Source organism: Arthrobacter sp. NPDC058127, assembly GCF_042884555.1.
GTDB lineage: Bacteria > Actinomycetota > Actinomycetes > Actinomycetales > Micrococcaceae > Arthrobacter.
The window spans coordinates 1-12,190 of record NZ_JBHVTT010000015.1 but is presented as its reverse complement, the minus strand read 5'-3'; the positions used below and the strand labels follow the sequence as shown (position 1 = coordinate 12,190).

Here is a 12,190-nt window from a genome sequence, read left to right as displayed (position 1 = left end):
AGCGCCAAACAGGCAATTCACGAAAGGCGACTCCCATGAACACAACACCTTCTTTACCTTTGCACTCCCGCGAGCGAGCGTTGGTCCTCGGTGGCGGCGGATCGACAGGCAATGCCTGGCTGATCGGCGTCCTCGCTGGCCTCTTCGAGGCCGGGCTGGATGCGACCGACGCCGATCTGACCATCGGCACGTCAGCCGGATCAACGGCCGCGGCCCAGATTGCCGGCGCAACCCCGACTGAACTGTTCGCCAACATCCTTGACGCCGTCCCCCCGCAACGGCCCGCTCCGGTCGGGTCCGGAGCCGGACGCGCATCAGCCAGGCCGGTGGTGAACCATCTGGAGCGGATCAACAAGATCATCGCCGATGCTCAGGACGTGGCTGACATGCGCCGGCGACTGGGCGCGGCAGCGCTCGAGATGGATGCGGCGTCGGATGGCTCCTGGTCAACACAATGGCGCACCACCGTCGCCGCCCGGCTACCCAGCCAGAACTGGCCGGAACGACCAGTGCTCGTCACGGCGGTCGATGCCCGTACCGGTGAACCGGTCACGTTCGACCGCCAGAGTGGAGTCGACTTGGTGGATGCAATCGCCGCCAGCTGTTCCAGTGGCTTGCCTTACAGGATCGGGGACAAGCGGTACCTCGACGGCGGTTACCGGTCCAACGCCGAGAATGCCGATCTGGCAGCCGGATACGAGCGGGTCCTGGTGCTCTCGCCCTTCGGTGGCAGATCATTGCAACCGCTGGAGTGGGGCACGCATCTGGCAACGCAGGTCGACGAACTCCGCGCACGCGGCAGCAGAGTCGAAACCATTTTCCCGGACGGCAACTCCGAGCACATGTTCGGCGCCAATGCCATGGATCTGTCGCTGCGCCCGCCCGCTGCCCAGGCGGGGTACGAGCAAGGCAAAGCCCTGGCCGGGCAGCTCACGGAATTTTGGGGCTGAGCGCCCGGGGTTCCTGAGCCTGCAGGCGTGACGACACTTGTTCACGCCTAGGAGGTGACCAAGGCGGTCAAGGGCCGCCTCGGTCACCTTCGCGACTCAGCCCCGGCGACCTGATCGATCATAAGAGTCGCATTAATGTCAAGAGTTTTTGCTCCTATTGAGTGACGTATACCTGAAATTGAGTGGTCGAAAGTCATAAATTGAGTAGCGACGGACGGTGGATTGAGTATTGAGACATGCGAGAGGAATGCAATCCGTGATTCCCATTTTGGAATTTGAAAATAATTCCCTCGACCTGTTTCATAAAACTCTTGCCCTCATTTGCCTCATATGCATAATTTGATCGTGAAGCGCCTGTCTCTCTCTGAAAGGTGATCCATGTCAAACAGATCTAAGCTAGGTTCAATCGGAAGTCTTCTACTTGTCGCGCTTGTCGCCAGTGGGGTCGTGGTGTCGAGCGCGGGGGTTGCACAGGCATCGCCAGTTTCTTTAGGTGAAGGGGTTCATTCGCCAAGCAAAGTCAGTACTGTTGCGGTCCCCGGAACGAACATCGTTGTTTCTGGCGCCGGCGCTTGGTCCGCAAGCATCACTCTTCCGGGCACGGCTTCATCCGAAGCTCTCGCAAAACCGGGCAAGATCCCGGACGGCCTTTTCGCCGGGCAAGGTGAGCCGGTTCTGAGCACCAAACTCAACAGTGCCGTGATTAGTAGTTATGCCACAGGCAAGGGAACTCAGACACTGATCAACATTGCTTCAAACACTGCGGATCGAGAATATCGGTTTCCCTTGTCGCTCCCCGCAGGATCAAAAGCAGCCATAGACACTGATGGTTCCGTTGTTGTTCGCACCGCTGAGGGTGCGATTGCTGGGGGTTACAGGGCTCCATGGGCTTACGATGCGCTCGGCAGGGCTGTTCCGACGCGGTTCTCCCTCGACGGAGAGGCTCTCGTGCAGTCGATCGATTTTGATCAGAACACAGCCTTTCCGGTAACCGCTGATCCGAGCGACTTTTGGGGCTGGGCCAAGTGTATAGCGACCGTTACGGCAGAGGTTGCTGCTAACGCTCTGGTCGCCGGTAAAGTCGCTAAACTAGTTGCAAGGTTTGGAAGTATTCAGAGGACCTTCGAAATTCTCTTCCGCGCCTGGAACGCGGCATCCGGGTTGGAGAAGAAGTGGCAAGCTGTCGTTGCCGCCGGCGGTGGTCTTGCTGGAGAGGTTCTAGGCATCGCCTCGATCAAGGAAGCGTGTTTTGACTCCTAAAGGTGCTCGCGACATTCCTATTTCCCTGCTTCTATTTGCATTGGTAGCGGTTCTGCTATTCATAACGGCCGCCGGATATATGCAGCTCTGGTGGTCAATACTTGCTGGTATCGCGCTTGTTGGAACCGGCATCGGAGCTTTCGCTGATTTCCAGCGTCGCAAGAACTAGCTTTTCAAGGTTGGGGTAGAGTGCCCGGGGTTGCTCACCCGGGACAGGCATAGCCTTATGGCATGACCGCAAGCTACAGGTACGACGTGGAGATCCTGCATCTCCTTGTGTCATCCGGCCACGCCTACTTCGGCCGCGCACGCGATGGTGCCGCCGAGGTGCCCACAACGGACGCCGAGCAGGTCGACGTCGTAAGCGGCAAGGGCATCGTCGGTGACCGGTTCTTCGGCAAGGCCGCGCACATGGATGCCGCAGTCACCCTGATAGCCATCGAGTCGCTCGAAGCGATGGCTGCTGAGCTGGGGGTCGCCCCTTTTGACCCGCTCCTCACTCGCCGCAATGTGGTCCTCAGAGGAGCCCACCTGGCTCCCCTGCTGGGCGAGGAGTTCGCGTTGGAATCCCGTGGCGGCCTTGTGCGGTTCCGGGGCGGCCGGCCGGCGCACCCCTGTGCGTGGATGGACCAGGTCCTCGCTCCGGGCGCACATGCCGCCATGCGCGGCCGCGGTGGCGTGCGCTGCCAACCGCTTTCGGATGGCCTTCTGCATCGTGGCACAGCTGTGCTAATTAGCCCTGTACCGCTTGATCCTGACAAGGCCGGCGAGGCCACGCTCCTCCGGGCTTCACGGCTTCCGTAGGCCAGTTCCTATGACTGCCGGGGTTCCGCGTCCGATGTAGCGATCGAGGCGTTGGCTTGATCGGCCAAAGAGCCCTGCCGACGACTCGCCAGGAGGAACGGCACCGCGATCAGCTCGATGACGCCGCTGATGGCGAGCGAGGCGGAGTAGCCGTACACATCGGCCGCCCGGCCGAGCAGCGGCTGCACCACCACTCCACCGCTTGATCCCATGAGTGAGTCGAAGCTAAGCACGGTTGCCCGCTGCTTCGACGGGATCATGTCGTTCACGTAGGCCTGCCGCACCGGGGTGGCCGCCGAGTCGACCATGGCCCAGAACGTCAATAGGGCCAAGGCCATCCAGAAGACGCTCGTGAACCCGAGCACCACCAAAATCGACGCACTCACCACTCCGCTCAGAATCAACACGGTGGTGCGTTTGCGGACAAGGCCCCGGATGCGTGGTGCAAGCCACCCACCCAGCACCTGCGCTCCTGCGACGATTGCCGCCGCCAGCCCGGCCACAGAGTACGCGCGCGGGTCGCCGAAGAGCTGAAGCAGGTATGGCTGCAGGGCATAGAACACATAGATCCCGACGCCGGCGCTGAACGGCGCTGCCAGCATCACGTACCGTACGGGTGGATTTTTCAAACCGTTCTCGATCGAGGCGTCCAGAACGGCTCGGGTCGCCTTGAGGGGATGGGTAGAACGTTCGGGGGTGAACCCGACGTCGCGCATGAGCAAGAAGGCCACGGCGAACATGGCGAGGAGCACGCCCACGCGAATCAGGAACGGCACGCCCAGGTTGGTGGCCTGCGCGATCACCCCGCCAGCCACCGAGCCCGCGAGCATGGCGGCGCCCGAGACCATCTGGCCGCGCCCGAGCACTGTCTCCAGGCCACCCTCATATCCAGTGAAGCGCAGCGCGTCGACGAGCCAGGCCTCCACAGCACCCGAGAAGAAGGTGAAGCCCAGGCCGAGCAATACCGACACCACGGCCCACCACAAAAACGGGGCGGAAAGCTGCCAAAGCAGATAGTACAGGTAGGTGGACCCGGCCAGCGTCACCGTGCCAAGCAGGAACGAAATCCGGCGCCCCCAACCGTCAGCCACCACTCCGGTAGGCACCTCGAATACCACCATTCCGGCAGTGAAGAAGGCGTTGGCGGCAAAGGCCTCAAGGTTGCTGAGTCCGGCATCCAAAAGGAAGAGGGTGTTGATCCCCCAGATGAACGAAGCCGCGAGGGTATTGCCGAGGGTCAACGTGAGATAGACGCTTTGGATCTTTCGGGCGGCGGAGTTCATCGGGACGACGGCCCCGCCTTGACGAGGGGGAACCACGAGCCCATTCTCGTCCGCTTCGGTTGCGCACGCCAGAGGCGGACGGGACGGGCTTGAGGGGCGCCCGCGAAACGTCTCCGATGGCCTATTTGCCGGGGCCGCGAGGCCTGTCAGTTTCTAGGAAAGTTCTGCCGATTTCCGGGTTTTTCGGCAGGCAGGTCTCCTTCGAGCTATTAATGTCAGACCCCTCTGCGATGCTGTGGTTATGGCCGGGAACCGGGGAACACAGCTGATCGGAGCGGGCGCGCCGTCCTGCGGCGCGGACCCTGGGGCTGTCCCCGGTGTCGCTGTCGCGGGCGTCCGGATGCGCGAGTTGATCGATGCCGTGAGATCGCTTCGCGCGGCCGCTGCCTTTGCGCCGGTCGGCGGCACCGAACTGGCCGACCCCGCAGAACTGATCGACCAGCTGCGTGGCCTGGAGGATTTGAAGTCCGCGGCCGCCGCTGCCCAAGCCCGGATCACGGTCGCGTTCGATGCCGCCCAGCGCAGCGCCGACGCGGCGGCAGGTGTTCCGGCCGACGAACGCGGCCGCGGCGTCGCGGCGCAGATCGCCCTTGCCCGGCAGGAGTCGCCCGCCCGCGGATCACGGCTGTTCGGCTTGGCGAAGGCGCTGGTGACCGAAATGCCGCACACCCTCGCCGCCCTGGACACCGGACAGATGAACGAATGGCGGGCGACCCTGCTGGTGAAGGAAACAGCCTGCCTGTCCGCCGAGGACCGCTGCGCGGTGGACGAGGAACTCGCCGCCGACACCGGGACCTTCGACGGCGCCGGGGACAAGGCCATCATCGCCGTCGCCCGTGCCGCGGGGTACCGGCGGGACCCCCGTTCCGTGACCCAGCGCGCCAGCCACGCCGCCACCGAACGGAATGTGTCCCTGCGGCCCGCGCCTGACACCATGACCTACCTGACCGCCTTGCTTCCGGTCGCCCAGGGCGTGGCCGTTCACGCGGCCCTGACCCGGCACGCAGACTCGCTGCGCTCCGGCGGGGACACCCGCAGCCGAGGGCAGATCATGGCCGATGCGCTCGTCGAACGCACCACCGGCACCCCGGGCGGTATTTGCGGGGTTGAGGTTCAGCTCGTCATGACCGACAGGACACTCTTCCAGGGCGACAGCGAACCGGCCCGCCTGCCGGGCTACGGGATCGTGCCCGCCGGCTGGGCACGGACACTGCTCACGACCGGCCAGCCCGCGGCCGGTGAACCGGGTCAACTTGCCCAGGATCAGGACCTGAAGGTCTGGCTGCGGCGCCTCTACACAGCCCCCGGAACCGGAGAGCTCGTCGGGGTGGATTCGCGGGCACGCTTATTCCCGGCAGGCATGCGGCGCTTCATCCAAGCCCGCGACGACACCTGCCGCACCCCCTACTGCGACGCGCCGATCAGGCATTTCGACCACATCATCCCCTGGCGCGACGGAGGACCCACCAGCCTGGCCAACGGGGAGGGGCTGTGCGAAGCCTGCAACCACACCAAAGAACTCACCGGCTGGACAGCACGAACCGGAGCAGCACAAACCGGGACAGCACAAACCCACCCCGGGACACGGCATGTCGTCGACATCCGCACCCCAACGGGACACCACTACCGATCAACAGCCCCACCCCCGCCAGGAACCGGGCTATCCATGACCACGGCGGCGCCAGATTCCAGGCACCACCGACGCAAGCTCCGACACCATGCAAAGGCGCTTAAATACGCCCAACCCGCCAAACTGCGGGCCGCCTAAGTAAGCTATGCCGAGCCGGACCACGTGTCTTTCGGGCCGATGTCTTTCGGGCCGGTGTCTTTCGGCGCCCCATCTTTGGGGCCCGCAGCCTTCGGGGCAAGCGGCAGCGTGATCTTCATGACCGTTCCCCGCGGGCCGCTGCGCTCAACCTCCACAGTGCCTCGGGCCCCGGTGATGATTTCACGGACCAACGCCAAGCCGATTCCGAAGCTGCGCTGGCCCGGGGAACCCTCGGTGCTGTGTGTCCTCACGAAGCGGTCAAAGATCCGGGTCTGGTCCACTCCCTTGATCCCCGCCCCGGAATCCGAGACGGTGACCACCGCGCGGTTGCCGAGCACCGCCGTCGTGATCCCCACTTGGCCGCCAGCGGGGGTGTGCGCCAGCGCGTTGTCGGCCAGTGCAAGGAGGGCTCGGCGGAAGGCATTGCTGTCAATGAGCGCGAAAGGGCGGTCCTTTTCCGTCAGGGTGACGCGGACGTCTTTCTCTCCCGCGAGCTGTTGCAAGCTCTCGACGACGGCGCCCGCCACCTTGGCGAGGTCGCTCGGCTCCGCTGTGGCATCCGGAGGCGAGCCGGTGGCCGCCACAAGCAATTCGTTGACGATGCCGGTGAGGGTCGCGGTGTCATTGCGGATGCGGGCGAGCGCTTCCCCGGTTTTTGAGTCGGCGGGGGCGTCGCGCTGGGCGAGCTGGACGCGTGCATCGAGGATGGCGAGGGGTGTACGCAATTCGTGGCTGGCGTCCTGAACGAACCGTCGCTGCAAGGCCAATGCCTCTCCCAAGGGCCTGATGGCGCTCCGCGCGCTGAGCCAGCCGATGGCACCGGCGAGGAGTATCCCCGCAATGCCGGCAACGATCATGGCCTTCAGGAGGTCCTTTGTATCGAGATATGCGTAGACGGAGTCGGTTTCGCCAGGTCCGGGCAGCGTTGGATGCTGAGCCTGGTTAAAGAGGTAGATCGCGGCGGCCGCCAGCAGGCAAAGAACCAAAACCGTGCATGCCGCGCTGATCCGCACGGCGATCTTCAGGGAGGCTTTGCGAAGCGTCGCCTGGTCCGGGTTTTCAGTCATGGGGGTCGTTCTCAGTCATGGGGGTCGCCGATCTGGTATCCGAGGCCGTGGACCGTCCGGATCACCGTTTTGGATATCTTGCGGCGCAAGTGGTGGACGTAGGTGTCGATCACGCCCGGCTGGTCCGTGGGGTGGAACAGGGCGTTGATGAGGTCTTCACGGGTAAAGACCCGTTCGGGTTCGCCGGCCAAGGTTTCAAGGAGTCCCGCTTCCTTCGCTGTCAGGGTGACCACGGAACCGTACACGGAGCGCATGGAGCGGGCACCGGCGTCGAGCTCCCAATCCCCGATTCCCAGAGTCTGAGGCGGCAGGCCGTACGTCCGGGTGAGGGCTCGCAGGCGGGCGGCCAGCTCCATGGCGTCGAACGGTTTGCTCATGTAGTCGTTCGCTCCGGCGTCGAGCCCCCGGATCTTCTCATCGGTGGCACCGAGCGCCGTCAGGATGAGGATCGGGGTGGCAATCCCCTTGGCACGAAGGGCCTTGATCAAGGCGATGCCGTCCATGACGGGCAGCCCCCTGTCAATGACCATCGCATCCCAACTCTGGGTCAGGGCGAGGTGGAGCCCGTCGCGCCCGTTGACAGCCAAGCGGACGGAAAAGTCCGGCTCCAGGAGTTCGCTGATGAGCGGCCCCAAGGCGGCGTCGTCTTCGACCAAGAGGACCGCCGGCCGCTCAGCTGTTGTCATGCTGTCTATTCTTCCCCGGCGTGCCTGCTCGCGGCGTCCACCTTGACCTTGCGCCGCTTTTTGAGGAACTCGACTCCCCACGGCAGGACGGAGACCAAAACCATGATCACGGCAATGGCGTCAATGTTGTTTGCGATGAACTCGTAATGTCCCAGCCAGGAGCCCAGGAGCGTCACGGAGGTTCCCCAAATGACGGCGCCGGCGATGTTCCACAGGGTGAAGGATTTGTAGTCGTAGCGCGCGATGCCTGCGCTCAGCGGTGCAAATGTCCGCACGATGGGGACAAAGCGGGCCAGGACTATTGCGGGGCCGCCGCGTCGCTTGAAGAATTCTTCGGCCGTATCCAGGTGCGCGGTCTTCAGTACCCGGGCGTCATCCTTGAACCATCGCCGTCCGAACTTGCGCCCCAACATGTAGCCGATCTGGTCACCGGCGATGGCGGCGGCCGATACGACGGCGATCAACACCGGCAGCTCAAGCTGCAGTTGCTGGTGAAGCAGGCCTGTGGTGAACAGCAAAGAGTCACCGGGCAGGAACGGGAATAAGAGACCGGACTCGATGAAGACTATCAGCGCCACTACTCCCAGCGCCGCTGGACCCAAGCCCTGAAGGAGGGTGGCGGGATCAAGGAAAGCGGGCATGGCGGAAAGTACGTGCAAGGGGTCCTCCTCAGGATCCGTGTGCTTGGGTTGCGGTTGCTTCCGGGGCGATTGCTCCCGAACCAGCGCCAAACGGTAGTCGCGCGAAAACTTGCGGTGCGTACCTGTTCCAGAGTCCTGCCAAAACGATCACTGCGGCGCTGGTGGCCAGGAATGATGCCACCACGTCGCTGGGGTAATGGACTCCGATGTAGATCCGGGACCACGCCACCACCACGGCCATGACAGCACCGGCCCACGCGGTGATGACGCCCCATCGGGTGCCCCGGACCAGGAGGTACAGGGCGAAGGCGAGCGCTACGGCGAAGGCGGTATGCCCGCTGGGAAAGCTGTTGGAACCCGTTTCCGGGGCCAGGGGGTCGAAAAGAAGCGCAGGGTTGGGCCGGTGGCGGGCAACGATAAGTTTGAATGCCTCGCTGGCAACCCAGCCCGAACATGCGAAGAGCACAAACATGGCCGCCCGCACGAAGGACATGCGAACCAGGAAAAGGTACAAGCCGATCACCAGGACTATGCAAACTCCCGCTACAGGGGCGAAGAGGAAGTTCAATGCCATGGCCACCGTGGTCAGTGCGCCCACGTGATGGCGGCTGAGTTCCTGGTCAACGCCGAATTCGTTGGTGGTCAGGCCCGCTACCGCCTGCACGCTGAAGCCGATGGCAAGAACTACGGCAGCGAGGGCAATGCCCCACAGAAGCCAGTACCTGGGCTGGGGAAGCAACGGCACACTGTGACGGACGACGGCGGAAGCGCGGCCTTCCGTGGAAGTGTTCTGCTCGGGGTGTGATCGCATGGTGTCTCCGGTTCGGGGGTGACGGCCGTTGTGCGGCCTGCTTCCACTCTCCCGCGGGGCACTTAAGAAGCTCTTAAGAACTCCTGTTCACCGTCCTTTCCCCTTGACCCGCAAGTGGCCGGGCCCCAGAGTTTAGGAACCTACTGTCCGCCACATCGAAGGATCTGGGATGTCCGAATTTGCGATCTCGAAAGACGGTACCCGCATCGGGTATGACCAATACGGCGAGGGACCTGCCGTGATCCTGGTTGGGGGTGCAATGCAATTCAGGGGCTTCGACTCCAACACCGTGGAAATGGCCAAGCTTCTGGCCGCCAAGGGGTTCACCGTTTTGAACTACGACCGGCGCGGCAGAGGGGAAAGCGCAGAGGCTCCGTCATTCACCCTGAAGGACAACATCGACGATCTCGCCACACTCATCGACATCGCGGGCGGCCAAGCTGCGCTCTTCGGGAGCTCTTCAGGTGGCTCGATTTCCCTGGCAGCGGCGGCAGCAGGCCTACCCATCACGAAGCTGGCGCTCTGGGAGACTCCCCTGAGCGATGAACTCGGCACCGGCGGGGCCGAATTCTTCGCCGGCCTCCAGGAACGGATCGCATCCGGAGACAAGGCCGGCACCATCGAGTACTACATGAACGACATGCCACCGGAGTGGCTGGCCGGCGCCAAGAACAGTCCAGGATGGCCCATCATGCTCGAACTGGGCCCCAGCCTTTCCGCCGATGCCGAATCCCTCGCGTGGACCCAGTCCGCGCCTCGGGCAGAGCTGTGGTCCGGCATCACCCAGCCCACCGTCGCGATCGTCGGCGAGCAAACCATACCGATCATGCCGAAAGCGGCCGACTCCATCGTGGCCAACATCCCCAGTGCCCGCAAAACCACCATTCCAGGCGCCAACCACAGTTGGGAACCCGGAGTCATGGCTGACGCACTCGCTGGGTTCTTGGCCGAGTAGTACGGCTGGCTTCCCCGATGGACCTGGCCGCGATCGCCGTCGAACTCTACACACTGGTTCCCTCGGCCTTCACGGCGGCCCGCACTGCGCGGGCCAAGGAAGCCAAGTCCGCGGGAGACGCCGATCTGGCGAAACAGATCGCCCAGTTGCCGAAGCCTTCCACCGCGGCGTGGGCCGTCAACATGCTTGTCCGGCACGCAACCAAGGAATTCGCGGGCGTCCTGGAACTCGGGGCATCGCTCGGGAGAGCACAGGAGCAGCAGGATCACGACCGTCTCCGCACGCTCGGCCAACAGCGCCCGCGCGTCTTGGGCGCCGCCGTCGAGCAGGCCCGGGCAGTGGCGGAAGGCCTGGGCGTGAAGGTGAGTGGCGCCGCCGCGATGGAGATCGAGGCCACGCTGAGGGCGGCCATGACGGATCCCGGCGCTGCCGCGGCGCTCCGCAGCGGGCAACTGGTGCGTTCGCTCGCCACGAACGGATTGGAACCCGTGGATCTGTCGGGCGCGGTGGCGATTGCGGGCGCACTTCCCACGGTGGGCACCCTCAAAGAGGAGTCCGACGACGGCGGGCGGCAGCCCGTGCGGGCAGACTCCCAGCGTGCTCGCGCCGACTCGGAACGCGAGCGCGAGAAGGCACACACCGCACTCGCGGAAGCGGAGCGCAACGCGGACAAGGCCGACCTGGAACTCGCCCAGGCCGAACGCGAAAAGTCGGAGGCCGTGCGCCGGAGCGAGCAACTCGCCGTCGAAGTCAAAGCTGCCAAGGACAAGCTGGCTGCATTGCAGCAGGAGCTTGCCGCCACGGAGTGGGCCATCACCTTGGCCGAGCGGAACCGCAAACTGGCAGTGCGGCTAGCCAGCCGGGAACACCGGACTGCGGAAACGGCACGGGCCCAGTTGGAGGGACTCTCTTAGTAGTCGCGACATCCGGTATACCGGACATTCCGAGGCGTATTCTAGGACAATGTACAGTCAATCGGTGCGGCCCAAGGCGCCGGCCGCGGCCCAGGTGCTGGCGGTTCTCAGATATGTCGCAGGCCAGGCCGGCCCGGTCAGCGCGTCCATCATTGCGCGCGATGTTGGCCTGCCGCGGTCGACCACGTATCAGCTCATTGCTTCACTGATCGATGACGGCTTTCTGGTCCACCTTCCCGAGGAGCGCAAGTATGCCTTGGGAGTGACCGCCCATGAGTTGGGGACGGGGTATTCGCGGCAAGCTCCGATCCAGCGGATTGCCCGGTTTCCCCTGTCCCGGCTCGTCGCCCGGACCCGCCGGACTGCCCATCTTGCCGTGATGCACGGGCGCGACGTCGTTTACGTGATCGAGGAGCGGGCGCCGCGGCAAAGCCCCCTTGTCACCGACACCGGGGTCCGGCTTCCTGCCCACCTGACGGCCAGCGGCAGAGCGATGATGGCCCAAATGGACCCGGCCCAGGTGGCTGCGCTTTTCCCGGGACCGGAGGCTTTCGCCGAGCGCCACAGCAAGGGCCCGCAATCCTTGCCCGCATTGCAGGATCTCTTGGCGCGGGCACGATCGCTCGGATACGCGTGGGAGCAGGACGAGGTCACGGAGGGGTTTTCCTCTGTTGCGGTCGCGGTCCTCGACCGGCAGCGCTATCCCGTGGCCAGCGTGACGTTGACGGTGTCGAACCGGGCGTTTCCCGGCGGAGGCACTCGGCACCGGGCCAAGGACGCCGAGACCGCCGAGGAACGGGCGGTCCGCATTGAAGACGTCGCTAGGGAGTGGATTCCTGAAGTGACGAGATGCGCCAGGGAAATTTCCCGCAGGCTGGGCACCCAAGCCTGATCCCGACGTCGTTCCCTCTGGTAGCAGTGGAGACGCTCGCTCACCTATAGGGCCAAATGCCAGATGCGGCCGTATGGTTTTGTGAGACAGCTTGATGGGAGCCTCAGTTTCAGATGACCACCCGCAGAAAGACATACGACGCCGCGTTCCGGGAGGAAT

General features: G+C 64.1%; 12 protein-coding genes. 7 read left to right on the top strand and 5 right to left on the bottom strand.

Going from position 1 to position 12,190, the window contains the following annotated elements:
• Nucleotides 1-35 precede the first annotated feature (35 nt).
• From ACFVTG_RS17675 to ACFVTG_RS17665, 3 genes are all read left to right on the top strand, one after another.
• The gene (locus ACFVTG_RS17675) at nt 36-950 is read left to right on the top strand and encodes a patatin-like phospholipase family protein (protein WP_390282198.1); all 915 of its coding nucleotides are present in this window, start codon (nt 36-38) and stop codon (nt 948-950) included.
• A 378-nt stretch (nt 951-1,328) separates the two neighbouring features.
• Complete coding sequence (locus ACFVTG_RS17670) at nt 1,329-2,210, top strand: hypothetical protein (RefSeq protein ID WP_284756308.1); 882 nt, start codon at nt 1,329-1,331, stop codon at nt 2,208-2,210.
• Between the two features lie 231 nt (nt 2,211-2,441).
• On the top strand, nt 2,442-3,014 hold the full coding sequence (locus ACFVTG_RS17665; protein ID WP_390282197.1) for an MOSC domain-containing protein: 573 nt from the start codon (nt 2,442-2,444) through the stop codon (nt 3,012-3,014).
• Between the two features lie 8 nt (nt 3,015-3,022).
• On the opposite strand, the gene ACFVTG_RS17660 is transcribed toward ACFVTG_RS17665, so the two are convergent.
• Nucleotides 3,023-4,297 (bottom strand): MFS transporter, encoded by a 1,275-nt coding sequence (locus ACFVTG_RS17660; protein WP_390282267.1) that lies wholly within the window; start codon nt 4,295-4,297, stop codon nt 3,023-3,025.
• A gap of 241 nt (nt 4,298-4,538) precedes the next feature.
• On the opposite strand from ACFVTG_RS17660, the gene ACFVTG_RS17655 reads away from it, so the two are divergent.
• The gene (locus ACFVTG_RS17655; RefSeq protein ID WP_390282196.1) at nt 4,539-6,065 is read left to right on the top strand and encodes an HNH endonuclease; all 1,527 of its coding nucleotides are present in this window, start codon (nt 4,539-4,541) and stop codon (nt 6,063-6,065) included.
• 5 nt (nt 6,066-6,070) lie between these two features.
• On the opposite strand, the gene ACFVTG_RS17650 is transcribed toward ACFVTG_RS17655, so the two are convergent.
• Genes ACFVTG_RS17650 through ACFVTG_RS17635 form a run of 4 tightly spaced genes read right to left on the bottom strand, consistent with a single transcriptional unit; the run spans nt 6,071 to nt 9,270 of the window.
• Entirely contained in the window at nt 6,071-7,132 is a 1,062-nt protein-coding gene (locus ACFVTG_RS17650; RefSeq protein WP_390282195.1) for a sensor histidine kinase, read from the bottom strand.
• A gap of 11 nt (nt 7,133-7,143) precedes the next feature.
• Entirely contained in the window at nt 7,144-7,818 is a 675-nt protein-coding gene (locus ACFVTG_RS17645; protein ID WP_390282194.1) for a response regulator transcription factor, read from the bottom strand.
• A gap of 5 nt (nt 7,819-7,823) precedes the next feature.
• Nucleotides 7,824-8,459, bottom strand: a complete 636-nt coding sequence (locus ACFVTG_RS17640; protein ID WP_390282265.1) for a DedA family protein — start codon at nt 8,457-8,459, stop codon at nt 7,824-7,826.
• A 28-nt stretch (nt 8,460-8,487) separates the two neighbouring features.
• On the bottom strand, nt 8,488-9,270 hold the full coding sequence (locus ACFVTG_RS17635) for a phosphatase PAP2 family protein (protein WP_390282193.1): 783 nt from the start codon (nt 9,268-9,270) through the stop codon (nt 8,488-8,490).
• 169 nt (nt 9,271-9,439) lie between these two features.
• Here ACFVTG_RS17635 and ACFVTG_RS17630 point away from each other — a divergent pair, with 169 nt between their 5' ends.
• From ACFVTG_RS17630 to ACFVTG_RS17620, 3 genes are read left to right on the top strand one after another with little or no spacing between them, the layout of a single operon-like run.
• Nucleotides 9,440-10,225, top strand: coding sequence for an alpha/beta fold hydrolase (locus ACFVTG_RS17630; protein WP_390282192.1), 786 nt, complete (start codon nt 9,440-9,442; stop codon nt 10,223-10,225).
• 17 nt (nt 10,226-10,242) lie between these two features.
• Nucleotides 10,243-11,139, top strand: a complete 897-nt coding sequence (locus ACFVTG_RS17625) for a hypothetical protein (RefSeq protein WP_390282191.1) — start codon at nt 10,243-10,245, stop codon at nt 11,137-11,139.
• A 49-nt stretch (nt 11,140-11,188) separates the two neighbouring features.
• The gene (locus tag ACFVTG_RS17620; RefSeq protein ID WP_284754227.1) at nt 11,189-12,031 is read left to right on the top strand and encodes an IclR family transcriptional regulator; all 843 of its coding nucleotides are present in this window, start codon (nt 11,189-11,191) and stop codon (nt 12,029-12,031) included.
• Nucleotides 12,032-12,190 lie beyond the last annotated feature (159 nt).

What these genes read in the sequence shown, in the direction of transcription:
- ACFVTG_RS17625 (WP_390282191.1), top strand. Translation starts at nt 10,243, where the DNA reads ATGGACCTGGCCGCGATCGCCGTCGAACTCTACACACTGGTTCCCTCG.
- ACFVTG_RS17620 (WP_284754227.1), top strand. Translation starts at nt 11,189, where the DNA reads ATGTACAGTCAATCGGTGCGGCCCAAGGCGCCGGCCGCGGCCCAGGTG.
- ACFVTG_RS17630 (WP_390282192.1), top strand. Translation starts at nt 9,440, where the DNA reads ATGTCCGAATTTGCGATCTCGAAAGACGGTACCCGCATCGGGTATGAC.
- ACFVTG_RS17670 (WP_284756308.1), top strand. Translation starts at nt 1,329, where the DNA reads ATGTCAAACAGATCTAAGCTAGGTTCAATCGGAAGTCTTCTACTTGTC.
- ACFVTG_RS17655 (WP_390282196.1), top strand. Translation starts at nt 4,539, where the DNA reads ATGGCCGGGAACCGGGGAACACAGCTGATCGGAGCGGGCGCGCCGTCC.
- ACFVTG_RS17665 (WP_390282197.1), top strand. Translation starts at nt 2,442, where the DNA reads ATGACCGCAAGCTACAGGTACGACGTGGAGATCCTGCATCTCCTTGTG.
- ACFVTG_RS17635 (WP_390282193.1), bottom strand. Translation starts at nt 9,270, where the DNA reads ATGCGATCACACCCCGAGCAGAACACTTCCACGGAAGGCCGCGCTTCC.
- ACFVTG_RS17640 (WP_390282265.1), bottom strand. Translation starts at nt 8,459, where the DNA reads ATGCCCGCTTTCCTTGATCCCGCCACCCTCCTTCAGGGCTTGGGTCCA.
- ACFVTG_RS17645 (WP_390282194.1), bottom strand. Translation starts at nt 7,818, where the DNA reads ATGACAACAGCTGAGCGGCCGGCGGTCCTCTTGGTCGAAGACGACGCC.
- ACFVTG_RS17675 (WP_390282198.1), top strand. Translation starts at nt 36, where the DNA reads ATGAACACAACACCTTCTTTACCTTTGCACTCCCGCGAGCGAGCGTTG.
- ACFVTG_RS17650 (WP_390282195.1), bottom strand. Translation starts at nt 7,132, where the DNA reads ATGACTGAAAACCCGGACCAGGCGACGCTTCGCAAAGCCTCCCTGAAG.
- ACFVTG_RS17660 (WP_390282267.1), bottom strand. Translation starts at nt 4,297, where the DNA reads ATGAACTCCGCCGCCCGAAAGATCCAAAGCGTCTATCTCACGTTGACC.